Origin of the sequence: Streptomyces sp. KL109B, assembly GCF_030766935.1 — a bacterium.
Lineage (GTDB): Bacteria > Actinomycetota > Actinomycetes > Streptomycetales > Streptomycetaceae > Streptomyces.
Genome location: NZ_JASERL010000008.1, coordinates 115,412 through 140,300, shown reverse-complemented (window position 1 = coordinate 140,300; position 24,889 = coordinate 115,412). Strand labels below are relative to the sequence as shown.

Here is a 24,889-nt window from a genome sequence, read left to right as displayed (position 1 = left end):
CGGTGGCGGTGCCGGAATCTCCGTGTTGCATGGATATCTGGGGTCGGCGTCACTTTAGTCCACGGTGCTCCGCGGTCAATCACGCGGCCTGCGCGTCGCGAGCCATGTGGGTTCGCTCACAACAAGGCTTGTTGATGTTCTTTGTCCGCTCTCACGACAGGCCCGGACCAGGGGTGACGGCTACCGTCATGGGTATGACGACTTCTGCTCACCTCCCCTCTGGAGCCCCCTCCGAAGGCGCCATACCGGCCGACGGCTCCGTCACCGACCGCCTCGTCGACGCGAACGAGCGGTACGCCGCCGCGTTCACCGACCCCGGCATGGACGCGCGCCCCGTGCTGCACGTCGCGGTCGTCGCCTGTATGGACGCCCGTCTCGACCTGCACGCCGCCCTCGGCCTCGAACTCGGCGACTGCCACACCATCCGCAACGCGGGCGGCGTCGTCACCGACGACGTGATCCGCTCCCTCACCATCAGCCAGCGCGCCCTCGGCACCCGCAGCGTGGTCCTCATCCACCACAGCAACTGCGGCCTGGAGGGCCTGTCCGACGATTTCCGCACCGACCTGGAGCTCGAGGTCGGCCAGCGCCCCACCTGGGCGGTGGAGGGCTTCCGCGACGTCGAGCAGGACGTGCGCCAGTCCATCCAGAAGGTGCGCACCTCCCCGTTCCTGCTGCACACCGACGACGTACGCGGCTTTGTCTTCGACGTGAAGACGGGTCTGCTGCGCGAGGTCCAGCCCAACTGAACGTGGCCAGTTGTCCACAGGCGAGTGACACGAACCGGTAACGCCAACAAGAATGCGTGTGTGACATCCGCACGAGCGGCGAACATCTCGTGCGCGATGTCCGTGTATCGGGGTGGGCCGGTTCGTGTCGTGGCGCGTCGGCCCGGAAAGTACGGGCCGAGGAGGGCCGGGTGACGACCTATGACGATCGAGCGAGCCTCACTGATCTGACCACCACCGCGGAGCGCGTGCGCGGGTCGGTGGAGGGTGTGATCGAGGGCAAGCCGGAGGTCGTACGGCTCTCGCTGACCGTGCTGCTCGCCGAGGGGCACCTGCTCATCGAGGACGTTCCGGGCGTCGGCAAGACGATGCTGGCGAAGGCGCTCGCGCGGTCCATCGACTGCTCGGTGCGCCGCATCCAGTTCACGCCCGACCTGCTGCCCTCGGACATCACCGGCGTGTCCATCTGGGACCAGCAGCGCCGTGACTTCGAGTTCAAGCCGGGCGCGATCTTCGCGCAGATCGTGATCGGGGACGAGATCAACCGCGCGTCCCCGAAGACGCAGTCCGCGCTCCTGGAGTCCCTGGAGGAGCGCCAGGTCACCATCGACGGCCAGACGTACGAACTGCCCAGCCCCTTCATGGTGGTGGCCACGCAGAACCCGGTCGAGATGGAGGGCACCTACCCGCTGCCCGAGGCCCAGCGCGACCGCTTCATGGCCCGCGTCTCCATCGGCTATCCGAGCCCGGACGCCGAGCTGCAGATGCTGGACGTGCACGGCGGCGTGAACCCGCTGGACGACCTGCAGCCGGTGGCGCACGCGCACGAGATCGTGAAGCTCATCGACGCCGTGCGCACGGTGCACGTCGCGGACGCCGTACGGCGCTACGCGGTGGACCTGGTCGCCGCCACGCGCACCCACCCCGACCTCAGACTCGGCGCGTCCCCGCGCGCGACGCTGCACCTGCTGCGCGCGGCCAAGGCGTCCGCGGCGCTCAGCGGCCGCGAGTACGCGCTGCCGGACGACGTGCAGGCCCTCGCCGTGGCCGTTCTGGCGCACCGTCTGCTGCCCACCGCCCAGGCGCAGTTGAACCGGCGCACCGCCGAGCAGGTCGTCGTCGACATCCTGCAGCGGACCCCGGTCCCGGCCGCCGAACCCCGCGCCCCGCAGAGCTACGACTCGACGACACCGCCGATGTACGGCCAGCAGCCGCCCGGTCCGCGGAGGCTGTGATGACGGCGGGGGGACAGCCTGGGGGACGTGTGGGGGCACATGTGGGGGGATACGCGGGGCCGTACGCGCCGGATCCGGGGCTTCCGGGGGGCGGCGCGGGCAAGAACACCGGCGACAGGAGCGGGCTGCGCACCGCCCTCGCCGGACTCACCACACGGGGCCGCTCGTTCCTGGCCGCCGGCATCGCGGCGGGCATCTGCGCGTACGTCCTGGGGCAGAGCGATCTGCTCCGGGTGGGCCTGCTGCTCGCGGTGCTGCCGCTGGTGTGCGCGGGCGTCCTGTACCGCACCCGCTACCGCGTCGCGGGCAGCCGAAGGCTCTCCCCCGCGCGCGTACCCGCGGGTTCCGAGGCGCGCGTGCACCTGCGCATGGACAACATCTCCCGGCTGCCGACCGGCCTGTTGATGCTCCAGGACCGGGTGCCGTACGTGCTCGGGCCGCGGCCCCGGTTCGTGCTCGACCGGGTCGAGGCGGGCGGCCGCCGCGAGGTGTCCTACCGGGTCCGCTCCGACCTGCGGGGCCGCTATCCGCTGGGCCCGCTGCAACTGCGCCTCACGGACCCCTTCGGCATGTGCGAGCTGACCCGGTCCTTCTCGACGTACGACAGCCTGACGGTGATCCCGCGCGTGACGGCGCTGCCGCCGGTGCGGCTCACGGGTGAGGCCAAGGGGTACGGGGACGGGCGGCAGCGCTCGCTCGCCCTGGCCGGCGAGGACGACGTGATACCGCGCGGCTACCGGTACGGGGACGATCTGCGCCGCGTGCACTGGCGCTCCACCGCGCGCTACGGCGAGTTGATGGTGCGCCGCGAGGAGCAGCCGCAGCGCTCCCGCTGCACCGTCCTGCTGGACACCCGCGGGCCCGCCTACCAGGGCGCGGGCCCCGACTCGGCCTTCGAATGGGCGGTGTCCGCCGTGGCCTCCGTCCTGGTGCACATGCTCGAACGGGGCTTCTCCGTCCGGCTGTTGACGGACACGGGCAACGCGGTACCCGGCGAGGGCACCGACGGCTTCGCGGGCGCCAGCCAGGAGTCGGCGGACGCGGCGGGCCTGATGATGGACACGCTCGCCGTCGTCGACCACTCCGACAGCTCCGCGCTCTCCTCCGCGTACGACGTGCTGCGCGGCGGAAACGAGGGCCTCCTGGTCGCCTTCCTCGGCGACCTGGACGAGGAGCAGGCCTCCGTCGTCGCCAAGATGCGCCGCCGCAGCGGTGGCGGGCTCGCCTTCCTGCTGGACAGCGGCTCCTGGACCCAGGGCCCCGGCGCGCCGGTCTCGGAGCGCTGCGCCGAGCGTCTGCGCATGCTCCAGGAGGCCGGGTGGACCGCGGTGGCGGTGCCGCACGGCGCGTCCCTGGAGGAGCTGTGGCGGCGGGCGGACCGGGAGCGCACGGGGCTCGCCGCGCCGGGCGGTGCCGCCCAGCCCGCGCATCCCGCGCAGGCCCCGCACACTTCAGGGGGTTGGTCATGAGCGGCGGTTCCCGGCTGTCGATCTGCGCCACGTTGGCCACGTTCCTGGCCTCCTGTGCGCTGCTGCCGCTGGTCGACCGGTCCACGTGGGTGATGCAGGCCGCGTTCCTCCTGGTGATCCAGGCGGCAGTCGGCGCGCTCGCCCGCCGGGTGCCGCTCGCCCGCCCGCTGACGGTGGCGGCGCAGGCCCTGGTGTCGCTGCTGCTGCTCACCCTCGTCTTCGCCCACGAGCAGGCGATCGCCGCGATCCTGCCGGGTCCTGACGCCTTCCGGCACTTCGGCCTGCTCCTCGAGGCGGGTGGCGAGGACGTCGGCCAGTACGCCATACCGGCGCCGCTGTCCGACGGCATCCGCCTGATGCTGGTGGGCGGCACGCTGGTGATCGGGCTGCTGGTGGACGCCCTCGCGGTGACGTTCCGCAGCGCTGCCCCCGCCGGGCTCCCGCTGCTCGCCCTGTACTCGGTCGCCGCGGGGCTCTCCGAAGGCGGCGCCGACTGGCTGTGGTTCCTGCTCGCGGCCGGCGGCTACCTTCTGCTGCTGCTCGCCGAGAGCCGCGACCGGCTCTCCCAGTGGGGCCAGGTGTTCGGTGGTCCCGGGCGGGCATCCGGTGGCGCGATGCCCGTACAAGGCGGCGGGCGCGGCGCCCTCGCCCCGGTCCGCACCGGGCGCCGCATCGGGGCGGTCGCCCTGGGGCTCGCCCTGGTGGTGCCGCTCGCCCTGCCCGCCCTGGACAGCGGGCTCTTCGGCCCGTCCGGCCGCGGCGTGGGCGGCGGCAGCGGGGGCGGCGGCACGATCTCCGCGGTCAACCCGCTGGTCTCGCTGCAGAACAGCCTGAACCAGCCGGAGGACCGGGAGGTGATGACGTACCGGACGAACGCGAGCCAGACGACCGACATGTATCTGCGGATCGTGTCGCTCGACGAGTTCGACGGCACGACCTGGCGCCCCTCGGTGCGCAGCATCGGCGATGTGCCCTCCACCCTGCCGGACCCGCCCGGCCTGGGCGCCGACGTCCGCAGGACCCAGGTGCGTACGACCATCTCGGCGGCCGACTGGTACGCGCAGGACTGGCTGCCGATGCCCTATCCGGCGACGAAGGTGGGGATCGACGGGCGCTGGCGGTTCGAGCAGGTCGGCCGGACCCTGGTGGGCGATCACGGGCAGACCACGCGCGGGCAGACGTACACCGTCGACAGCCTGGTCGTACGGCCGACACCGCAGCAGCTCGCCGCGGCGGGAACGCCGCCGAGCAACGTACAGCGCGAGTTCACGAAGGTTCCCCCTTCGCTGCCTGACGTGGTGCAGCGGACCGCGCTGAAGGTGACGGCGGGCGCGTCGAACAACTACGAGCGCGCGGTGAAGCTGCAGGACTACTTCGCGGTCAGCGGCGGCTTCACGTACAACACGGAGGTGCGGGCGGGCAGCGGTTCCTCGGCCATCGCGCGGTTCCTGAAGCAGAAGGAGGGCTTCTGCGTCCACTTCTCCTTCTCGATGGCGGCGATGGCGCGCACGCTCGGCATTCCGGCCCGCGTCGCGGTCGGCTTCACCCCGGGCGTGCCCGCGGGCAAGGGGGCGTACTCGGTGGGCCTGCGGGACGCGCACGCGTGGCCCGAGCTGTACTTCGAGGGCGTCGGCTGGACCCGCTTCGAGCCCACGCCGACCCGTGGCACGGCCCCGGACTACACGGTCGACAACAGCCCCGACGGCAGCTCAAGCAACCCGACGGCGCCCAGCGAGTCCGCCTCCGCCGCGCCCTCGGCCCCTGCGCCCTCGGCGTCGCAGAGCTGCTCGCTGGCCCAGCGCAAGGACGGCTCCTGCGGCGACGCCGCACCGGCGGTCGTGGGCGGCACACCGGACGACGGGCCGCCGTACGGCACGATCGCCCTGGTCTCCGTGATCGCCCTGCTGGTCGTCGGGGTGCCGCTGCTGCCGATGCTGTGGCGCAGGCGGCTGCGGGCGCTGCGGCTCGGCTCGGCGGGCCGCGGCAGGGACGCCGACCCCGCCGCGCACACCCTGGCCGCCTGGCGCGAGGTCACGGACACGGCGTGGGACCACGGCATCGCGCCGGACGACTCGCAGACCCCGCGGAAGGCGGCGGCCCGCATCGCGCGGATCGGCGAACTCGACCCGGACGCCGCCGACAGCGTGCACCGGGTGGCCGCGGCGGTGGAGCAGGTCCTGTACGCGCCGCGCCCCCGGCCGGCCTCGGGTCTGGGCGAGGACGTACGGCGCCTGTACGACGGTCTGCACGCCAAGTCGAGCCGGTCGACGCGGCTTCGGGCGACGTTCGCGCCCCGCTCGGCCGTCCGGGTGGCCTGGGCGGCGGGGCGCCGCCGGGAGGCGATCGCACAGGGGCTGCGGGAGCGGTTCGGCCGGCAGGCACGGCCGAACCGGCAGGAGGGCTGAGGCCGCCGGAGCCGGTTGGGCACGTTACGCACAAAGGGTGACCGCACGAGGCGGTCACCCTTTGGTCATGCCTGTTGGCGGGGTCGGCGCGGGCGGCAACTTGGTCGGACGCCTGCTGCTCAGCGGCCGCCCTGCTCGTCCCGGCGGCGCTGCCAGCGCTGCTCGATGCGGTCCATCATCGAGCGCTTCTGTTTGCCCTGCCGTTTCGCCGTCGGCGCGCCACCCGGCACGGTTCCGGCGGCCGGCTGCTCCCCCGGCTTGGGGGCCTTGCGCCAGCCGGTGACGGCGAGCACCGCACAGCCCAGCATGACGAGGAATCCCACCACGCTGATCCAGATCTGCTGCGCGACCATTCCTGCCATGAGGAGCGCGATACCCACCAGGAAGCCCACAACTGCCTGGTAGACCCGACGTCGGGTGTATGTACGCAGCCCGCTTCCCTCAAGCGCTGTCGCGAACTTGGGATCTTCGGCGTACAGCGCTCGCTCCATCTGCTCGAGCATGCGCTGCTCGTGCTCCGAGAGCGGCACGGAGTCCTCCTCATCGTGCAGTCGCCGGGGCGACCGGGGGTCCCCTTCAGGATAGGCAGGGAATCGCCCCCGTGAAACCCGCCCCTCTACGCCAACTTCGCCATTGCCGACCGGGACACGGCGCTCCGACCCACCAGGCGTCCATGCCCCAGCGGCCGACCCGTCGTGCCGAACGGTCACCTCAGATCATACGGCTCCGAAGGCCCGATCGGGGGGCCTGTGGCGTACTCCATCCACCGCTGCGCCGCTGATCAGCGGCGGCGGGCGGCAGAAGTCAGGCCTCTGGGGCCACTCGCTTCTCTCCCAGCACGTGCAGCTGTGTCGCCACGGAGTGGAACGCGGGCAGCTCCGCGGCGGCCGCCTCGAGCTTCAGCAGCTCCTGCAGAGCGCTCGGCTCGGTGTCCACGAGGACGCCGGGTACGAGGTCCGCGAAGACCCGCACTCCGTGCACCGCGCCGACGTCGACTCCGGCGCCGGTGAGCAGGTCGGTGAGCTGCTCGGCGGTGAAGCGGCGCGGCACGGGGTCGCCCTCGCCCCAGCGGCCCGCCGGGTCGTCGAGCGCCTGCCGGGCCTCCTTGAAGTGCCCCGCGAGGGCGCGCGCGATGACGGCGCCGCCGAGGCCCGCGGCGAGCAGGCTGAGCACGCCGCCGGAGCGCAGCGCGCCCACCACGTTGCGCACGCCCTCGGCCGGTTCCTCCACGTATTCGAGGACGCCGTGGCACAGGACCGCGTCGTAGCCGTCGCGCTCGACGACGTCGAAGAGGCCGGAGACGTCGCCCTGTACGCCGCGCACCCGGTCGGCGACGCCGGCCTCGGCGGCGCGGCGCTCCAGGGCGAACAGCGCGTTCGGGCTCGGGTCGACGACGGTGACGCGGTGGCCGAGCTGGGCGACCGGCACCGCGAAGTTGCCGCTGCCGCCTCCGGTGTCGAGTACGTCGAGGGCGCCGTGGACGCCGTGGGTCTCGCCGCCCGCCGTCTTGGCCCGCCGGTCGAGCGCGTCCTTGAGGACGTCCCAGACCACGGCGGTACGGAGGGAGGCGCGGGGCCGCGAGGAGTCGGAGCGCTGTGACGTCGTTCGCGGGTGGTGATCCGACACGGCAGGTGACTCCTCGGGGCGGCTCCGACCGGCGGCGGAGCATGTACTGGTTCGGGCGCCTCCACCCTAATGGGCGCGGCCCGACGCCCACGCCAACCGTGCTCGCCGCCCCGGCCGTCGACCGACCTCGTCGCCCCCCCGTACCCCCGTACCCCCGTCCCCCGGCCACCGGCCCGTGCGCTACCCCGCGTCCTGCACCTCCCTGGCGTCCCGCACCTCCCTCCCGCTCACGCGCCCGTCGTCCTCCTGCCGGGGCTGGGGCAGCACCGGCTGGAGGACGAGCAGGCGCTCGACGAGGCGCAGGAACATCGCCACGTCGCGCAGCAGGTCGTCGGCGTCGCGGACGGTGGCGGCGTCGCGGATGCCCGCCTCCGCGCGGGCGCGCTTGGTGGCGCCGGAGGCGAACAGGGCGCTCCACTCGGTCAGTTCGGGGGCTATCTCGGGGAGCACTTCCCAGGCGCTGCGTATCTTGGCGCGGCGCTTGGGCGTGGACTCGGGCCTGCCGCGGGCCGCGAGCACGGCGGCCGCGGTGCGCAGCGCGGCGAGATGGGCCGTGGCATACCGCTCGTTCGACGTCTCGAGCACGGACGCCTCGTCGAGTCCGGCGCGGGCCTGGGCGAGCAGGTCGAGTGCGGCGGGCGGGGCGCCGGCCCGGCGGAGCACCGGGTGGACGTCGCTCGCGGGGCCGGTGGGTGAGGGGGCAGGGCCGGTGGCGGCACGGCGGCGTGCGGCAGCTGCGATGGGTGCCTTGTGTCCAGCCATGACGAACCTCCTGTCGTCTGTGTGACGGCACTGTGGCCGTATGTGCCCATCGTGGGGTACGCCACTGACAATCGGCTCTGACCAGGCATTTTGCTTCGCTCGGAAGTTCGGGCTAACTTTTGCACTGACCAGTCAGTTCAAAGAGGTGCCCAGGGGGGAACCATGGACGACACGCAGAGCGGCGCCTCGCTCGCCGCCACGGAATTCGGCCTGAAGGGGCCGCGCGGCTGGGCGTTCCGCGAGGTCCACGTCGACGCGGCGGCGGGCTCGCTCGTCGCCGTCGAGGGCCCGTCCGGCAGCGGCCGCACCTGCCTGCTGCTCGCCCTGACCGGGCGGATGAAGCCGAGCGAGGGGACGGCGCGGGTCGGCGGAATGCGGCTGCCGAAGCAGATGACCGCCGTACGCAGGATGAGCGCGCTCGCCCACGTGCCCGGCGTGACGGAGCTCGACCCGGCCCTGACCGTGGCCGAGCACCTGCGGGAACAGGCGCTGCTGCAGCGGCGGTTCGACGGCACGTTCCGCGGCCTGCTGCGCACACCCGCCGAGCGGCGGGCCGAGGCGAGCCTGCGCATCGACGCCGCGCTCGCCGCCGCCGGGCTCGACACCGAGACGCTGCCCAAGGGCTCCCGCACCTCCGTGCGCGACCTGGAGCGGGTCGAGGCGCTGCGCCTGTCCCTGGCGCTCGCGCTCATCGGCCGCCCGCGCCTGATCGGCGTCGACGACGCCGACCTGAAGCTCGCGGACGCCGAACGGGCGGACATCTGGGCCCAGTTGCGGGCCGTCGCCGACGCGGGCACCACGGTCGTCGCCGTGTGCAGCGAGGCTCCCGAAGGAGCGGTCGTCGTATCGACGGCATCCGAGAACACCACGAACGACACCGTGAACGACACCGCGAAGGAGACGGCCGATGCGCTCGCCGAAGCTCGCCGCGCTTGAACTCAGGCGCTTCGGCAGGGGAAAGCTGCCGCGCGCGGCGCTCGTCGCGCTCCTGCTGCTGCCGCTGCTCTACGGGGCGCTCTACCTGTGGTCCTTCTGGGACCCGTACGGGAAGCTCGACAAGATTCCCGTGGCGCTCGTCAACGACGACCAGGGCGCGAAGGCCGCCGGCCAGAAGATCAGCGCCGGTGACGACATCACCAAGGGGCTGCACGACAGCGACACCTTCCAGTGGCACGAGGTCGGCTCCGCGCAGGCGAAGAAGGGCCTGGAGGACGGCACGTACTACCTGTCGCTGACCATGCCGGAGGACTTCAGCGAGCGCATCGCGTCCAGTTCGGGCGACTCCCCCGAGACCAGCGCCCTTCAGGTGCGTACGAACGACGCGAACAACTACATCGTCGGGCAGATCTCCAGGACGGTCTTCTCCGAGGTGCGCTCCGCGGCGTCCAGCAACGCCTCGCGCTCGTTCCTCGACAAGATCTTCGTGTCCTTCTCGGACATCCACGACGCCACGAAGAAGGCGGCCAAGGGCGCCGACGATCTCGAAGGCGGCATCGGCAAGGCGAAGCAGGGCTCCAAGGACCTGGCCGACGGTCTGAAGGACGCCAAGCAGGGCAGTGGCGACCTGGAGAGCGGCTTGACGAAGCTCACCAGTGGGGCCGGCGACCTGGAGTCCGGGTCCCGACAGGTCGCCGACGGCACGCAGTTGCTCGCCGACAAGGTCAACGGCGCCGCCGATCAGGTACGCCCCTTCCTGAAGGGCAACAAGAAGGCGATCGCCGACACCGCGCGGCTCGTCGCGGACTCCGCGCAGGGCGTCCGGCACAACCTGGACGACCTGGTGAAGATCGCCCCCACCGCGCGCACGGGCGCGCACGCGGGCTCCGACGCCCTGGACGCCATCTACGAAAGGCGCTGCGAGAAGGGTCTGGTCGACGACCCGGCCTGTCCCGACCTGAAGAAGGCCAAGACCGCGGCGAACGACGTCGCCACGATCTCCGACGACCTCAACCGGCTCATCCAGGACGAGCACGGAAACCTCGGCCAGATGGACAGCCACCTGGCGATGCTCCAGGAGCAGTCCGAGGCCCTGGCCAAGCACGCCCCGACGCTCGACCAGGACGTCGAGAACGCGGTCGCGCAGATCAACAAGCTCAACGACGGAGCGGGCCAGGTCGCCGCGGGCGCCACGAAGCTGCACACCGGGCTCGGCACGGCGCACACCGGGTCGGCCGAACTCGACAGCGGCGTCGGCGAGTTGGAGACCGGGGCGAACGACCTGAACGGCGGCATGTTCAAGCTCGCCGACGGCTCCGGCGAGCTCGCGGGCGGTCTGCACGACGGCGTACAGAAGATCCCCGACTACGACAAGAAGGACCGCGAACAGCGCACCGGAGTGATGGCCGACCCCGTCCAGCTGGCCTCCCAGTCGCTGCACAAGGCGCCCAACTACGGGACGGGCTTCGCCCCGTACTTCATTCCGCTCTCCCTGTGGGTGGGCGCGATGGTCGCCTACATGTTGATCCAGCCGATGAACCGGCGGGCCCTCGCGGTCGGTTCCTCCTCCTGGAGGGTGGCGTTCGCGGGCTGGCTGCCCGTGGCCGCGCTCGGCCTCCTTCAGGTGGGAGCCCTGATGTCCGTACTGCACTGGGCCCTCGGCCTGGAGATGCTGCACGCGGCGGGGACGGTCGGCTTCCTGTGTCTGGTCTCGGCGTGCTTCGCGGCCATCGTGCAGTGGCTGAACGCGCGCTTCGGGGCGGCGGGCCGCATCCTCGTGCTCGCGCTGCTGATGCTGCAGCTGACCTCGGCGGGCGGCACGTATCCGGTGCAGACGAGCCCGGGCTTCTTCAACGCGCTCCACCCGTTCCTGCCGATGAGTTACGTCGTGGAGGCCCTGCGGCGGCTGATCTCCGGCGGCGGCCTCGGGCCCGTGTGGCAGGCCTGTGTCGTGCTGGCTGCGTTCACGGCGGGGGCGCTCGCCCTCACCGCGTGGACGGCCCGGCGCAAGCAGGTGTGGACACTCGACCGGCTGCACCCGGAGCTGAGCCTGTGAGCGCGCCCACAAAGGCTCCTGTGAGAATCGGGGGCATGGAAAGCAGCACACGGCGCCAGGCCACCCGGCAGAAGCTCTACGAGGCCGCGGTCACGCTCATCGCGGAACAGGGCTTCTCCGCGACGACGGTCGACGAGATCGCCGAGCGGGCCGGGGTCGCGAAGGGCACGGTCTACTACAACTTCGCCAGCAAGTCGGTCCTCTTCGAGGAGCTGCTGCGGCACGGCGTCGGGCTCCTCACCGCCTCCCTCCGGGAGGCGGCACGGAAAGCGGACGAGAACGGCGGCAGCAAGGTCGACGCCCTGGACGCCATGATCCGCGCGGGGCTCGGCTTCATCGACGAGTACCCGGCCTTCACACAGCTCTACGTAGCCGAACTGTGGCGCACCAACCGTGCCTGGCAGTCCACGCTCGCCGTGGTCCGCCAGGAGGCGGTGGCCGTCGTCGAGGACGTGCTGCGGGCCGCAGTGGAGAGCGGCGAGCTGAGCGCGGAGATCGATGTGCCGCTCACGGCGGCGGCCCTCGTGGGCATGGTCCTCGTGGCCGCCCTCGACTGGCAGGCGTTCCAGCCCGAGCGCTCCCTGGACGACGTGCACGCCGCACTGTCGCTGCTGCTCCAGGGGCGGGTGGGCGGCGGGCAGCCGCTGACCGGCAAGGCCTGACCGCGGGCCGGGCCGGGCTGGACCGGGCGCCGGTACCGCGGAAATGAAGCGCCGGTCCGGCGGGGCCTGTGGTCTTTCTCAGGCCTCACCGGACCGGCGCATCCCCCGTTTCCCCCGTTGGATCCCCCGATTCCCCCGTGAGATCCCCCGTTCCTCCCCCGTTGGACCCCCGTTCGGTCTCCCCCAGGGTCCCCCGTGCTCACTCCCGCCCTCGCGGGCGAGAGGAGCGGCAAGAGGCACTCGATCCGTTCCGCCGCCCCGTGTCGGCGGTGCCGCATCCGTGCCCCCCTCCGTGGTCTCCACTCTCCCGTCCGCGCAGGTCGGGCCCCATCCGCGTACCTACTCATCTCCCTGACTAGGTACGGATACTCAGACGTGCGTGCTCAAGCCCAGGGGTACTCGGTGCCCGCACTCAGCACAACGCGTCCGGCGGTCCGCCGGGCCGCCGCGACCTGGCGGCGGCGTTGTCAGTGGTGGCGGATAAGGTCCCTGACATGGCACGAATTGCGGTGATCGGCGCGGGGTTGGGCGCCATGGCGGCCGCCGCTCGGCTGGCCGTCGCGGGCCACCGACCGGTGGTCTTCGAGCGCGCGTCGACGTACGGCGGGGCGGTGGGCCGTATCGAGCGCGACGGCTTCGTGTTCGACACAGGGCCGGGGCTGCTCCATCTGCCCGCGGTCTACCGGGACTTGTTCGTCAAGACCGGCAAGGAGCCGCTGGAGGACCTCGTCGGCCTCACCCAGGTCGAGCCCGCCGTGCGGCACGTCTTCGCGGACGGCACGACGACGGATCTGCCGAACGTACGGCGGGGTGGCGTCGCCGAGGCCCTGGACGCGACGGTCGGCGGGGGCGCGGGCGCGCGCTGGTCGGCCTTCATGAACCGGGCACGGGAGGCCTGGGACCGCTCGCGGCGCCCGCTGCTCGAAGAGCCGCTGTGGCCGAACTGGCAGGTGCTGGCCGACCGCGAGCCGTACCCCGCCCTCGTGCGCAAGCGGGTCCTGCGCAAGGACCGCGCGGCGACGACGCTCGCCGAGGTCGGCGCGCTCGAACTGGGCGGGGAGCCGCACCTGGTGGCCCTCGTCGAGCAGTACGCGCTCGCGTACGGCCTCGATCCCCGTACGGCCCCGGCGAGCGCCGCCGTGCTGCCGTACATGGAGCAGACCTTCGGCACGTGGGCGGTGACCGGCGGCATGCGCGCGCTCGCGGACGCCGTGTACGCGCGCTGCCTGAAACGCAAGGTCGAGTTCCGGTTCGGCTCGGCCGTCACCGGGATCGTGGAGAAGGACGGCCGCGCGGCGGGCGTCGAACTCGCCGACGGCACGGTGGAGGACGCCGAGTTCGTGGTGTCCGGCGTCGCCCCGGGCGTCCTGGCCGGACTGCTGCCGGGGCGGGCCGTACGCGACGGGGGGCCGGCCCAACAGGAGTCGGCGTGGCCGAGCCGGCTCACCGTGCACCTCGCGCTGCGCGGGGCCCGACCGGAGGGCACCCCGCACCGCACGGTGGTGCACGCGGCGGACCGGGACGCGGAGTTGGCGTGGCTCTTCGAAGGCGGCGCGGCGCCGCAGAGACCGACGGTGGCGGTGCTGCGCACCGGCGACCCGGCGGGGGTGCCGGACGCCGAGCACGAGGCCGTCACCCTCACGGTGACCGTGCCGGCCCACGCGCGCGTGGCGGAGGCCGACGTGGAGCGGATCCTCGCGGCGGCCGAGCCCGCGGTGCCCGGACTGCGCGAGCGGCTGCTGTGGCACGAGGCGCGTACGCCTGAGGACATCGCCGAGGCGACCGGGGCCGAGGGCGGCGCCGTCCCCGCGCCCGCGCTCGCGGCGGCCCGCGGCGAGCTGCTGCACGCGGCGAACAGCACGGCGCTGCCTGGCCTGTTGACGGTGGGCGGCTGGTCCCACCCGGGCGGCGGGCTGCCGCACGCGGGCATGTCGGGTGCGCTGGTGGCGGGTCTGATCGTGGAGGGCCCGGAGTTCCGCGGCTCGCAGTGAGCGGCCCGTAGTGAGCGGCTCGTAGTGAGCGGCTCGCAGTGAGCGGCTCGCAGTGAGCCACGCGCGCCGCGCCCGGCGCGGGCCCGGCGTGCGGCGCGCCGCTCCTCAGTACCGGTACTGCTGCTCGTTGTACCCGTTGGGGTCGTACCCGGCGTTCGGGTCGTGCTGCGGGTACGTCGGGTAGTGCTGCTCGGGCGGCAGTTCACCGCCGTAGGTCTGCTGCGGGTCCCCGTTGCGCTGCTGGGGCACCCAGACGCCGCCGGGAGGCGTCTCCCCGCCGTAGCCCGCGGCCGTCGCGTACGGGTCGGCGTAGCCCTGCCCGGTGGCGTACGGGTCGCCGTACTGGGGCTGTGCCGGGTAGGTCTGCGCGCCGATGTACGGGTCCGAGTACGGGGCGGCGTACGGCTGCTGGGCCGGGTCGTAGCCGTAGCCGTAGCCCTGCTGGTCGTAGCCGTAGGAGCCGGCGTCGTAGGCGTACTCCTGCGCCCCGTGCACGGCCTGGGCGGGCTGGGCGTACGCGGAGTCCTGGTAGACGCCGTACTGGCTGGTGTCGTCGGGCATCGGCTGGGGGGCGTACACCGCCGTCGACTCGGCCGCCGTCTCCGGGACCTGCGCGTACTCCTGCTGCGGCGGCTGCACCGGCTCGTACTCCAGGTCCGAGACCTGAAGCGTCGGATCCTGGTGCAGCTCCTCCTCGGAGCGGCGCCCGCCGCCCATGCCGGGAACCCCCGGCATGCCCTTCAGCGACCAGCCCGCGGCGAACCCGCGGCGGAAGGACAGCGTGACGTACGTCTGCCCGATCGCGAACGCGATGGCGCCGGCCCCGATGACGATCACCGAGGGCAGCAGGACGCCGACCACGACTCCGAGGAAGCCGCCGAAGGCGAGCAGCCGCCAGCGCAGCCGTGCCTTGTACTGCAGCAGGACCTCACCGAGGAGCCACAGTGCCACCAGTCCGAACGCGACATAGAGGACCGCCCAGCCCATGTACGCCCCTCTCGTACGGCCGAACCCCAGGTGGGTACGGCGGAAAATCAGCCCCGCTCTTGATGCAGGCCCAGGTTCTCGTAGATCTCCAGCGTCGCAGTGGAGTTGTTGAGGGTAATGAAGTGCAGACCCGGCACTCCCTCGTCAAGCAGCTTGGCGCAGAACTCCGTGGCGAACTCGATGCCAATGGAGCGTACAGCGGCTGGATCGTCTTTCGCTGTGAGGATTCGCTCTTTCAACGCGGCGGGGAAGTCGGCGTTGCTCAGCTGGGGCAGGCGTTCGAGCATGCGCACGCTCGTCACCGGCATGCATTCGGGAATGATCGGCGTCTCGCAGCCCGCCGCGGCGACCCTGTCGCGCAGCCGCAGATACTCCTCCGGGTGGAAGAACATCTGCGTGATCGCGTAATCGGCGCCCGCACGGCACTTGTCGACGAAATGCCGCACGTCGGAGTCCCAGTCGGGCGAGCGCGGGTGCATCGCGGGAAACGCGGCGACGCCGACGCAGAAGTCCCCGGACTCCTTGATCAATTCGACGAGTTCGGCCGCGTACGTGAGTCCTTCGGGGTGCGAGATCCACTCGCCCATGGGGTCGCCGGGCGGGTCGCCGCGCACCGCGAGCATGTTCCGGATCCCGGCGTCGGCGTACTGGCCGATGATGTTGCGCAGTTCGGCGACCGAGTGCTCGACGGCCGTGATGTGTGCCACGGGCGTCAGCGTCGTGTCGGCGACGATCTGCTGGGTCTCCTTGACGGTGCCCGCGCGCGTGGAGCCGCCCGCGCCGTACGTCACGGAGACGAAGTCGGGCGAGACGGCCTCGACCCTGCGCAGCGCGTTCCAAAGGTTGCGCTCGCCCTTCGGGGTCTTCGGCGCGGAGAACTCGAACGAGAAAGCCGTCTTGCCGGGTGCGAGCATGTCGCGTACGCGTCGGGCGCGATCAGTCCTGGTGGAAGCGGTACCTAGGGCCATACGGGCAGGTTACTGACGGATATGCGAAGCCCCTAATCCCCGTCCACCTTGCGGACAGGGACAAACCGTCGATATCCGAAGGTCACGCGGCGCGCAGGCGCTTCGCGAACTCGGCCGCCGCGGCGCCCGGATCGTCGGCCTCCGTGATGGCCCGGACGACGACGGCCCTGCGGGCTCCGGCCTCCAGGACCTCGTCCAGGTTCGTGAGGTCGATGCCGCCGATCGCGAACCACGGGCGGTCGGTGCCGAGGCTCGCCGTGTAGCGCACCAGGTCGAGGCCGGGGGCGTACCGGCCGGGCTTGGTCGGCGTCGGCCAGCAGGGGCCCGTGCAGAAGTAGTCCACGCCTTCCTGGACGGCGGCCGCGGCGGCCTCCGCGTCGGCGTGCGTGGAGCGGCCGATGAGCACGTCATCGCCGAGGATCGCGCGGGCCGCGGGGACCGGGAGGTCGCCCTGGCCCAGGTGCAGGACGTCCGAGCGGGTCGCGTGGGCGACGTCCGCGCGGTCGTTCACCGCGAACAGCTTGCCGTGTCTGCGGGCCGCGTCGGCGAACACCTCCAGGTGCTCCAGCTCCTCGCCGGCCTCCATGCCCTTGTCGCGCAGCTGCACGATGTCGACACCATTCACGGGATCGGAGAGCACCGCGTCGAGGAACTCCGGCAGATCGCCCTGCTTCTTGCGCGCGTCGGTGCACAGGTAGAGCCGCGCGTCGGCGAGCAGTGCGCGCTTGGAATCCGCCATGAAGGTCCCCCCGTGGGTGGTGCGGTGTCGGTGGCGTGCGCACCGCGACCGCTGGGGCCGCGGTGCGCACGCCGGACGGTTGTCAGGTCAGACGGCGAGCGCCTGGGCGCGGCGCTTCACCTCCGTGCCGCGATTCTCGCTCAGGGCCTGCGCGGGGGTGCCCGGCAGGCTCGGGTCGGGGGTGAAGAGCCACTCCAGCATCTCTTCGTCGCTGAAGCCGTCGTCCCTCAGGACCGTCAGGAGGCCGACGAGCCCCTTGACGATCTTGTCGCCGTCGATGAAGGCGGCGGGCACGTGCAGTGCCCTGTTCTCACCGCGCCGCACGGCGATCAGCTGGCCTTCCTTGACCTGCTGCCGCACACGCGTCACCTCGACATCGAGCATTTCCGCGATGTCGGGGAGGGTGAGCCAGGCGGGGACGAGAGCATCGATCTTTGCGTCAATCTCGGTCACGGGACAAGCGTGCCATCCCGGACTGACAGTCGGAAGCCGGGCCGGTGCGGACGGGCCACATCCGCGCCCCGTTTCGCACCTTCTGTCACGCTACGGCGGACTTCAGTGGGCGGGCAGGGTCGGCGAGGAGCTCCGGGTCGAGCGCCGCCCCCGACTGGATGAGCTTGCGCCCCTGGGCCAGGTCACGGGGCTTGCCGACGGCGAGGACCGCCACCAGGGCGCCGTCCTTCAGCCAGCACACCGACCAGGCGGCACCGGCGGGGTCGCCGCGCCACACCGTCGTATCGGCGCCCTCGTGGTGCCCCGCGTACTGCACGAACCGGCCGAACTGCTCGGACCAGAAGTACGGCACCGGGTCGTAGACGGCCGGGGTCTGGCCGACGATGTTCGCCGCGACCGTGCGCGGCCCCTGGAGCGCGTTGTCCCAGTGGTGGACCATGAGGCGCTCGCCGTAGCGCCCCGAGGGGAACGAGGAGCAGTCCCCCACCGCGTACACATCGGGCACGGAGGAGCGCAGCCGCTCGTCCGCGAGGACCTCTTGGTGGGCGCCCAGTTCGATGCCGGACCCGGCGAGCCAGCGGGTGGCGGGGCGGGCGCCGATGCCGACGACGACGGCTCCCGCGGGCAGCTGAGTGCCGTCGTCGAGGTGGACGACGCCGGGCTCGATGCGCTCCACGCGCGCGTGCGTACGCAGCTTGGCCCCGGCGTCCGCGTACCAGGTCGCCATGGGGGCTGCGATCTCGGCGGGCAGCGCCCCGGCCAGCGGCCGCTCGGCGGCCTCCACCACGGTGACCCGGCAGCCGGCCTCCCGGGCCGCGGTGGCGAACTCGGCGCCGATCCACCCGGCGCCGACGACCACCACGTCGTGCTGCTCGGCGAGGACGGGGCGCAGCCGCTCGGCGTCGTCGAGGGTGCGCAGCAGGTGCACGCCCGGCACGGACCGCGCGCCGGGCAGCTGGACCGGTTCGGCGCCGGTCGCGACCACCAGCACGTCGTACGGGACCGGGCCCTCGGCCGTGTCCAGTTCGTGGTCGGCGGGGCGAAGCCCGGTCACCTCGCGGCCCAGTTCGAGGGAGACGCCGAGCGCCTCGAAGTCCACGTCGAAGGCCGAGCCCTCGGCCTTGCCGAGCAGCACCGCCTTGGACAGCGGCGGCCGGTCGTACGGCTGGTGGGGCTCGGCGCCGAGCAGCGTGACGGCGCCGGTGAAGCCGTGCTCGCGCAGCGCCACCGCCGTCTGCACACCGGCCATGCCCGCGCCCACGATGACGACGTTCCGCTGCCCCGAAGGCACTTCGCTCCCGCTCCGCTGCTCACTCACGGGATCACCTTAGGCACCTGATCTTGCGTCAGTCAGCGGTGCGGGCCACTCCCGCGCCGTGACGTCCTGCACACGTGTCAGCGGTTTAGCGATCAAGAGAAAGGTCACCGCCGCGACGTTCACGCCTGGTCGGCGAGCTCCTCGACCACGCTGGTCCCGCTGCCCTCCTGCGACTCCCACTCCCAGGTCTCGTCGAGCCGCACCCGGCCGTCCTGGAGCTCGGACACGGTCGAGACGCAGTGCCCGGAGGACGTCGTTCCGTCGGTCTTCAGCTGTACGTAGCGGAAGTCGAGCCGGTCGCCGGAGCGCGTCCCCACGAGGTGCCCCTCCACGACATCGCCTCCTACGTAGTGGGCCGAAATACGGCCGTCCTTCTCGCGGTACGTGAAGCGGGTGCGCGTGCCCACCTGCCCGGGGGCCTGGTCGGCGACGGGGGACATCACAAGGCCGTCGAGGGATCGGGGCACGGTTCGAGGCTCCCTTACTGGAGGTGATGGTGAACGGCTAGGGTGGCCAACGTAGAGCACTCGCGGGAGCCCGTACGCAGCGGGCTGAGAGGGAGGCTGGAGCGGCCTTCGACCGTACGAACCTGATCCGGGTCATACCGGCGAAGGGAGGGGCTTGACGCCCATGTCGTCGACGCCATCCGTTCATTCGCACACCTGCCATTCGCACACCTGCGACGTCCTCGTCGTCGGTGGCGGCATCATCGGTCTGGTCACCGCGTGGAGGGCCGCGCAGCGCGGTCTGTCCGTCGCGGTCGCGGACCCCGAACCGGGCGGTGGGGCCGCCCGGGTGGCGGCCGGAATGCTGGCCGCCGTCACCGAACTCCACCACGGCGAGCAGACGTTGCTCGGCCTGAACCTCGAATCCGCGCGCCGCTATCCGGACTTCGCGGCCGAGCTGTCCGAGGCCACCGGGCAGGATCTCGGGTACCGCGCGTGCGGCACGCTCGCGGTCGCGCTCGACGCGGACGACCGGTCGCATCTGCGCGAACTGCACGCGCTGCAAACGAAGTCGGGGCTCGACTCCGAGTGGCTGTCGGGCCGCGACTGCCGCCGCCTGGAGCCGATGCTCGCGCCGGGCGTGCGCGGCGGCCTGCGCGTCGACGGGGATCACCAGATCGACCCGAGAAGACTCGCGAGCGCCCTCGTGACGGCCTGTGAGCGCGCCGGGGTGACGTTCCACCGGTCGTGGGCCGAGAGGCTCCGTGTCGTACGCGACCGGGCGCGCGGCGCGGTCCTCGGCGACGGCACCGAACTCGCCGCGGGCCAGGTCGTGCTCGCGGCCGGCAGCCGCAGCGGACAGCTCTCCGGGGTGCCCGACGAGGTGCTGCCTCCGGTGCGCCCCGTGAAGGGCCAGGTGCTGCGCCTGACGGTGCCGAAGCGGTACGCGCCGTTCCTCAGCCGCACGGTCCGCGCGGTCGTCCGCGGCGGAAACCTGTACCTGGTGCCGCGCGTGAACGGCGAACTCGTCGTGGGCGCGACCAGCGAGGAGCTCGGCTGGGACACCACGGTCACCGCGGGCGGCGTCTACGAACTCCTGCGGGACGCCCACGAACTCGTCCCCGGCATCACCGAACTCCCGCTCACCGAGACCCGCGCGGGCCTGCGCCCCGGCTCCCCCGACAACGCGCCGCTCCTGGGCCCGACCACCCTGCCCGGCCTCCTCCTGGCGACCGGCCACTACCGCAACGGCGTGCTCCTGACGCCGGTCACCGGCGACACCATGGCGCACGTCCTGACCACCGGTGAACTTCCCGAAGAGGCCCGCCCGTTCACCCCCGAGCGGTTCGCCGCCGCGCCCCTGGAGCAGCCCGCATGAACGTCTACGTAAACGGCGATCCGCGCACCGTGACCGCGGGCACCACGCTCGACCTCCTGGTCGGCACGGTCACGACGGCCCCCAAGGGCGTCGCCGCCGCCGTCAACGAAGCCGTCGTCCCCCGCACCCAATGGCCCGCCACGGCGCTCTCCGAAGGAGACCGCGTCGAGGTCCTCACGGCCGTACAAGGAGGCTGAACCGTCCATGGCCGACGACACTTTCGTCCTCGGGGGCGACACCTACGACTCCCGCCTGATCATGGGCACCGGAGGGACGCCGAGCCTCGACGTCCTGGAGCGGGCCCTGGTGGCCTCCGGAACCGAACTCACCACCGTGGCGATGCGCCGCGTCGACGCGAGCGTGCACGGATCGGTGCTCTCCGTCCTGGAGAAGCTGGGCATCCGGGTGCTGCCGAACACGGCGGGCTGCTTCACCGCGGGGGAGGCGGTCCTGACGGCCCGCCTCGCGCGCGAGGCACTCGGCACGGACCTGGTGAAGCTCGAAGTGATCGCCGACGAGCGCACCCTGCTGCCCGACCCGATCGAGCTGCTCGACGCGGCGGAGACGCTGGTCGACGAGGGCTTCACGGTCCTGCCCTACACGAACGACGACCCGGTCCTGGCCCGCAAGCTGGAGGACGTGGGCTGCGCGGCGATCATGCCGCTCGGCTCCCCCATCGGCTCCGGGCTCGGCATCCGCAACCCGCACAACTTCCAGCTGATCACCGAGCACGCGCGCGTACCCGTGATCCTGGACGCGGGCGCGGGCACGGCCTCCGATGTGACGCTCGCCATGGAACTCGGCTGCGCGGGTGTGATGCTCGCCTCGGCGGTGACGCGGGCGCAGGAGCCGGTGTTGATGGCGGAGGGGATGCGGCACGCGGTGGAGGCGGGCCGCCTCGCGTATCGGGCTGGGCGTATCCCGAAGCGGCACTTCGCGGAGGCGTCTTCTCCTACGGAGGGGCGGGCGCGGCTTGATCCGGAGCGGCCCGCGTTTTCGTAGGCCGAGCCGGGGGTGCGGTCGCGGGGCGCTGCCCCGGGCCCCGCTGCTCAATCGCCGCAGGGGCTCAAAAGATCGGGGCTCTGCCCCGGGCCCCGCGCCTCAATCGCCGGCGGGGCTTGATGTGGTCACAGGTCTGCTGCAGTACCGGGTCGGGCTCGCGGCACGGGGGCTGGCTGTCAGTCACTGCTCGTAGACTCACCTGCGTGGACACGACCCTTCAGGACCCGTTGCTCGGGCACGTGCTCGACGGCCGGTACCGCATCGACGCACGCATCGCGGTCGGCGGGATGGCCACGGTCTATCGGGCCGTGGACACCCGCCTCGACCGCGTGCTCGCGCTCAAGGTGATGCATCCGTCGCTGGCCGCCGACGCCTCGTTCGTGGACCGTTTCATCCGCGAGGCCAAGTCGGTGGCCCGCCTCTCGCACCCCAATGTCGTCGGCGTCTACGACCAGGGCGCCGAGGGCGCGTACGTCTATCTGGCGATGGAGTACGTCGCCGGCTGCACCCTGCGCGACGTGCTGCGCGACCGGGGAGCGCTGCGCCCCCGCGCGGCCCTCGACATCCTGGAGCCGGTCCTCGCCGCGCTCGGCGCCGCCCACCGCGCGGGCTTCGTGCACCGCGACATGAAGCCGGAGAACGTCCTCATAGGGGACGACGGCCGGGTCAAGGTGGCGGACTTCGGCCTCGTACGCGCGGTGGACACGGTCACGAACACCACGGGCGCCGTCCTCGGCACGGTCTCGTACCTGGCGCCCGAGCAGATCGAGAACGGCACGGCGACACCGAGCGTGGACGTCTACGCGTGCGGGGTCGTGCTCTACGAGATGCTCACGGGCGGCAAGCCGCACGCGGGCGAGTCCCCGGCCCAGGTCCTCTACAAGCACCTCCACGAGGACGTGCCGCCGCCCTCGGCGCAGGTCCCCGGCCTCCCCTTCGAGCTCGACGAACTGGTGGCCTCGGCGACGGCGCGCACCCCTGAGGTCCGCCCGCACGACGCGGTGGCGCTCCTCGGGCAGGCCAGGGACGCCCGCGCGGCGCTCACCGACGCCCAGTTGGACACGGTGCCGCCGCAGGCACACCAGACGGAGCACGTGGGGGCCGACGACCGTACGAGCGTGATCCCGCGCGCGGTCACCACACCCGTACAGCTGCCGCTGCCCACGGACGCCGCGGACCAGGCGCAGCTCAACCGGACGAGCCGCCTGGAGATGCCGCCGCCCGCGCCGCCTGTCGCCCCCGCCGGCCGGCCGGGGCGCGGGCCGCAGCGTCGTACGCTCGCGATCCTCGCGGCGGTCCTGCTGGTCCTCGGCGTCGGTACGGGCGTCTGGTACATCAACTCGGGCCAGTTCACGAAGGTCCCGTCCGTCCTCAACCAGACGCAGACGCAGGCCGAGAAGCGGCTGGACGCCGCGGGCCTGGAGACCGGCCAGGTCACCCGCGAGTACAGCGACACGTACAAGCGCGGCACCGTCATGGACAGCGACCCCGGGTCGGGCGCCCGGATCCGGAACGGCGGCTCGGTGGACATGACCGTGTCCAAGGGCGCCAAGACCGTGAAGGTGCCGGACCTGCGGGGTACGCCGCTGGGCACGGCGAAGAGCGACCTCAAGAAGCGGGACCTCGAACCGGGCATGACCACCAAGGAGTTCAGCGACTCGATCGCCAAGGGCTCGGTGATCCGCACGGATCCCGGCGCGGGCGAGACCCGCAAGGCGGGTTCCGCCGTCGCTCTCGTCGTCTCCAAGGGCTCTCCCGTCGACGTTCCCGATGTCACGGGCGAGTCCGAGCAGGACGCCATCGCCGACCTCGAGGACGCGGGGCTCAAGGCGGAGATCGCCACGCAGCGGGTCAACTCCGAGGAGGACAAGGGTTCTGTCGCCCGGCAGTCCCCCGCCGAGGGCAAGCAGCTCGCCGAGGGGGACACGGTGACGCTGACGATCTCCAAGGGGCCGGTCATGGTCGAGGTCCCTGACGTCACGGGGCTCAAGGTCGACGAGGCGAAGTCGCGGCTGAGTGCCGCCGGCTTCGACGTGAAGGAGGATCGCGGGATCCTCGGGCTGTTCGGGGACACGGTTGACGGGCAGTCGGTCGAGGGTGGGGACGAGGCGCCGAAGGGGTCGACGATCACGATCACCATTCGGTGAGGGCGGGACGGGTGTGCCCGGCGCCGGGGGTACGGCCGCGGGGCGCTGCCCCGGACTCCGCTGCTCAATCGCCGCAGGGGCTCGATTTACGCCGCAGGGGCTTGGTTCGGCGGCTTGTGTGCATGACACCCTTGGTGCGTGAACAGCAGCATCCGTAATCCGATCGGTGGGCACGTGCCCGTGGCCGGCGGGCTCGCCTCCGTCGGGCTTTCGTACGCGCGTGAGCTCGACGCCGAGACCGTCCAGGTGTTCGTGGCCAACCCGCGCGGCTGGGCCACTCCGCCCGGGAATCCCCAGCAGGACGAGGACTTCCGTGCGCGGTGCGCGGCCGAGAACATTCCGGCGTACGTCCACGCCCCGTACCTGATCAACTTCGGTTCGCACACCGAGGCGACCGTCGACAAGTCCGTGGACTCGCTGCGCCACTCGCTGCGCCGGGCCCGTGCGATCGGCGCGCTCGGCGTGGTCGTGCACACCGGGTCCGCGACCGGTGGCCGGGCGCGGGAGGTGGCGCTCGCGCAGGTCAGGGAGCGGATGCTGCCGCTGCTCGACGAGCTGACGCACGACGACGACCCGTTCCTGCTCCTGGAGTCGACCGCGGGCCAGGGCGCCTCGCTGTGCTCGCGCACCTGGGACTTCGGCCCGTACTTCGACGCCCTCGACCACCACCCCAAGCTGGGCGTCTGCCTCGACACCTGCCACATCTTCGCGGCGGGCCACGACCTCACGGGCCCGGCCGGCATGAAGCAGACCCTCGACCTGCTCGTCGACACGGTCGGCGAGGGCCGCCTCAAGCTGATCCACGCCAACGACTCGAAGGACGTCGTGGGCGCCCACAAGGACCGGCACGAGAACATCGGCTCCGGCCACATCGGCGAGGACCCGTTCCGCGAGCTGATGTCCCACCCCGCCACCGAGAACGTACCCCTGGTCATCGAGACGCCCGGCGGCAAGGAGGGGCACGCGGCGGACGTGGCGCGCCTCAAGAAGCTGCGTATTTGAGGAACGACAGGAATACCCCATGGGGGTATGCGGTTCCCCTGGAGTCAGCGCCCATCGCTACCGCTGGGGGAACCGTGCAACAGCAAGAGCAAGAGCAACACCAAGAGCAACACCACCACGCGCACGTCACCTGGTCCATGGCCGCCCAGGCCACCCTGCACTGCCTCACCGGCTGCGCCATCGGCGAGATCCTCGGCATGATGATCGGCACCGCGCTCGGCTGGGGCAACGTACCGACGATGGTGCTGGCGATCGCGCTCGCCTTCGTCTTCGGCTACTCGCTCACCCTGCGCGGCGTGCTGCGCGCCGGCGTCGACTTCAGGACGGCCTTCCGCGTCGCGCTCGCCGCGGACACCCTGTCCATCGCGGTCATGGAGCTGATCGACAACGGCGTCATCGCCCTGTGGCCGAACGCCATGGACGCCCACCTCGACGACGCCCTGTTCTGGGGCGCGCTCGCCGCCTCTCTCGCGCTCGCCTTCGTGGTGACGACCCCGGTCAACCGCTGGATGATCGGCCGCGGCAAGGGCCACGCGGTGGTGCACCAGTACCACCACCACTGACCCCGGGAATCCGGGA

Annotated in this window: 23 protein-coding genes and 1 riboswitch; of the genes, 14 read left to right on the top strand and 9 right to left on the bottom strand. The window is 72.1% G+C overall.

Annotated elements, in window-relative coordinates; genetic code table 11:
* Nucleotides 1–194: 194 nt before the first annotated feature.
* From RBJ65_RS26290 to RBJ65_RS26275, 4 genes are all read left to right on the top strand, one after another.
* A complete protein-coding gene (locus tag RBJ65_RS26290; RefSeq protein WP_306321285.1) occupies nt 195–749 on the top strand; it encodes a carbonic anhydrase in 555 nt (184 codons plus the stop codon).
* 170 nt (nt 750–919) lie between these two features.
* Nucleotides 920–1,963, top strand: coding sequence for a MoxR family ATPase (locus RBJ65_RS26285; protein WP_306321286.1), 1,044 nt, complete (start codon nt 920–922; stop codon nt 1,961–1,963).
* Between the two features lie 125 nt (nt 1,964–2,088).
* Nucleotides 2,089–3,432, top strand: a complete 1,344-nt coding sequence (locus RBJ65_RS26280) for a DUF58 domain-containing protein (protein WP_306321377.1) — start codon at nt 2,089–2,091, stop codon at nt 3,430–3,432.
* Entirely contained in the window at nt 3,429–5,837 is a 2,409-nt protein-coding gene (locus RBJ65_RS26275; protein ID WP_306321287.1) for a DUF3488 and transglutaminase-like domain-containing protein, read from the top strand. The genes RBJ65_RS26280 and RBJ65_RS26275 overlap by 4 nt, the downstream gene beginning before the upstream one ends.
* 119 nt (nt 5,838–5,956) lie before the next feature.
* Here the strand turns inward: RBJ65_RS26275 and RBJ65_RS26270 are convergent, their stop codons facing one another.
* The 3 genes from RBJ65_RS26270 to RBJ65_RS26260 all read right to left on the bottom strand — a co-directional run bounded on the left by RBJ65_RS26270 (nt 5,957) and on the right by RBJ65_RS26260 (nt 8,225).
* Nucleotides 5,957–6,367, bottom strand: coding sequence for a DUF3040 domain-containing protein (locus tag RBJ65_RS26270; protein WP_306321288.1), 411 nt, complete (start codon nt 6,365–6,367; stop codon nt 5,957–5,959).
* 274 nt (nt 6,368–6,641) lie between these two features.
* Nucleotides 6,642–7,463, bottom strand: coding sequence for a methyltransferase (locus RBJ65_RS26265; RefSeq protein ID WP_306321289.1), 822 nt, complete (start codon nt 7,461–7,463; stop codon nt 6,642–6,644).
* A 180-nt stretch (nt 7,464–7,643) separates the two neighbouring features.
* Complete coding sequence (locus RBJ65_RS26260; protein ID WP_306321290.1) at nt 7,644–8,225, bottom strand: SAV_6107 family HEPN domain-containing protein; 582 nt, start codon at nt 8,223–8,225, stop codon at nt 7,644–7,646.
* 162 nt (nt 8,226–8,387) lie between these two features.
* Here RBJ65_RS26260 and RBJ65_RS26255 point away from each other — a divergent pair, with 162 nt between their 5' ends.
* From RBJ65_RS26255 to RBJ65_RS26240, 4 genes are all read left to right on the top strand, one after another.
* The gene (locus tag RBJ65_RS26255) at nt 8,388–9,161 is read left to right on the top strand and encodes an ATP-binding cassette domain-containing protein (RefSeq protein WP_306321291.1); all 774 of its coding nucleotides are present in this window, start codon (nt 8,388–8,390) and stop codon (nt 9,159–9,161) included.
* Entirely contained in the window at nt 9,133–11,217 is a 2,085-nt protein-coding gene (locus RBJ65_RS26250) for a YhgE/Pip family protein (RefSeq protein ID WP_306321292.1), read from the top strand. The genes RBJ65_RS26255 and RBJ65_RS26250 overlap by 29 nt, the downstream gene beginning before the upstream one ends.
* A 35-nt stretch (nt 11,218–11,252) precedes the next feature.
* Nucleotides 11,253–11,879, top strand: coding sequence for a TetR/AcrR family transcriptional regulator (locus RBJ65_RS26245; protein ID WP_306321293.1), 627 nt, complete (start codon nt 11,253–11,255; stop codon nt 11,877–11,879).
* Nucleotides 11,880–12,373: 494 nt separating this feature from the next.
* Nucleotides 12,374–13,870, top strand: a complete 1,497-nt coding sequence (locus tag RBJ65_RS26240) for an NAD(P)/FAD-dependent oxidoreductase (protein WP_306321294.1) — start codon at nt 12,374–12,376, stop codon at nt 13,868–13,870.
* 105 nt (nt 13,871–13,975) lie between these two features.
* On the opposite strand, the gene RBJ65_RS26235 is transcribed toward RBJ65_RS26240, so the two are convergent.
* The 6 genes from RBJ65_RS26235 to RBJ65_RS26210 form a co-directional block, all read right to left on the bottom strand.
* On the bottom strand, nt 13,976–14,857 hold the full coding sequence (locus RBJ65_RS26235; protein WP_306321295.1) for a hypothetical protein: 882 nt from the start codon (nt 14,855–14,857) through the stop codon (nt 13,976–13,978).
* A 47-nt stretch (nt 14,858–14,904) separates the two neighbouring features.
* Nucleotides 14,905–15,825 (bottom strand): methylenetetrahydrofolate reductase [NAD(P)H], encoded by a 921-nt coding sequence (gene metF / locus RBJ65_RS26230; RefSeq protein WP_306321296.1) that lies wholly within the window; start codon nt 15,823–15,825, stop codon nt 14,905–14,907.
* Nucleotides 15,826–15,907: 82 nt separating this feature from the next.
* Nucleotides 15,908–16,564, bottom strand: a complete 657-nt coding sequence (gene thiE, locus RBJ65_RS26225) for a thiamine phosphate synthase (RefSeq protein ID WP_306321297.1) — start codon at nt 16,562–16,564, stop codon at nt 15,908–15,910.
* 87 nt (nt 16,565–16,651) lie between these two features.
* A complete protein-coding gene (locus RBJ65_RS26220; RefSeq protein WP_306321298.1) occupies nt 16,652–17,017 on the bottom strand; it encodes an Rv2175c family DNA-binding protein in 366 nt (121 codons plus the stop codon).
* An 85-nt stretch (nt 17,018–17,102) separates the two neighbouring features.
* Nucleotides 17,103–18,335, bottom strand: a complete 1,233-nt coding sequence (locus RBJ65_RS26215) for an NAD(P)/FAD-dependent oxidoreductase (protein WP_372341368.1) — start codon at nt 18,333–18,335, stop codon at nt 17,103–17,105.
* A 119-nt stretch (nt 18,336–18,454) separates the two neighbouring features.
* A complete protein-coding gene (locus RBJ65_RS26210; RefSeq protein WP_306321299.1) occupies nt 18,455–18,802 on the bottom strand; it encodes a hypothetical protein in 348 nt (115 codons plus the stop codon).
* 52 nt (nt 18,803–18,854) lie between these two features.
* Nucleotides 18,855–18,968, top strand: a riboswitch (TPP riboswitch).
* Here RBJ65_RS26210 and thiO point away from each other — a divergent pair.
* The 6 genes from thiO to RBJ65_RS26180 all read left to right on the top strand — a co-directional run bounded on the left by thiO (nt 18,966) and on the right by RBJ65_RS26180 (nt 24,873).
* A complete protein-coding gene (gene thiO, locus RBJ65_RS26205; protein WP_306321300.1) occupies nt 18,966–20,159 on the top strand; it encodes a glycine oxidase ThiO in 1,194 nt (397 codons plus the stop codon). Its footprint overlaps the riboswitch before it by 3 nt.
* The gene (gene thiS, locus RBJ65_RS26200; protein WP_306321301.1) at nt 20,156–20,356 is read left to right on the top strand and encodes a sulfur carrier protein ThiS; all 201 of its coding nucleotides are present in this window, start codon (nt 20,156–20,158) and stop codon (nt 20,354–20,356) included. Before thiO ends, thiS begins: the two co-directional genes overlap by 4 nt.
* 7 nt (nt 20,357–20,363) lie before the next feature.
* A complete protein-coding gene (locus RBJ65_RS26195) occupies nt 20,364–21,161 on the top strand; it encodes a thiazole synthase (RefSeq protein WP_306321302.1) in 798 nt (265 codons plus the stop codon).
* A gap of 203 nt (nt 21,162–21,364) precedes the next feature.
* Nucleotides 21,365–23,308, top strand: coding sequence for a Stk1 family PASTA domain-containing Ser/Thr kinase (gene pknB, locus RBJ65_RS26190; RefSeq protein WP_306321303.1), 1,944 nt, complete (start codon nt 21,365–21,367; stop codon nt 23,306–23,308).
* A 138-nt stretch (nt 23,309–23,446) separates the two neighbouring features.
* On the top strand, nt 23,447–24,310 hold the full coding sequence (locus RBJ65_RS26185) for a deoxyribonuclease IV (RefSeq protein WP_306321304.1): 864 nt from the start codon (nt 23,447–23,449) through the stop codon (nt 24,308–24,310).
* 137 nt (nt 24,311–24,447) lie between these two features.
* Nucleotides 24,448–24,873, top strand: coding sequence for a DUF4396 domain-containing protein (locus tag RBJ65_RS26180; RefSeq protein ID WP_306321379.1), 426 nt, complete (start codon nt 24,448–24,450; stop codon nt 24,871–24,873).
* Nucleotides 24,874–24,889: the final 16 nt, after the last annotated feature.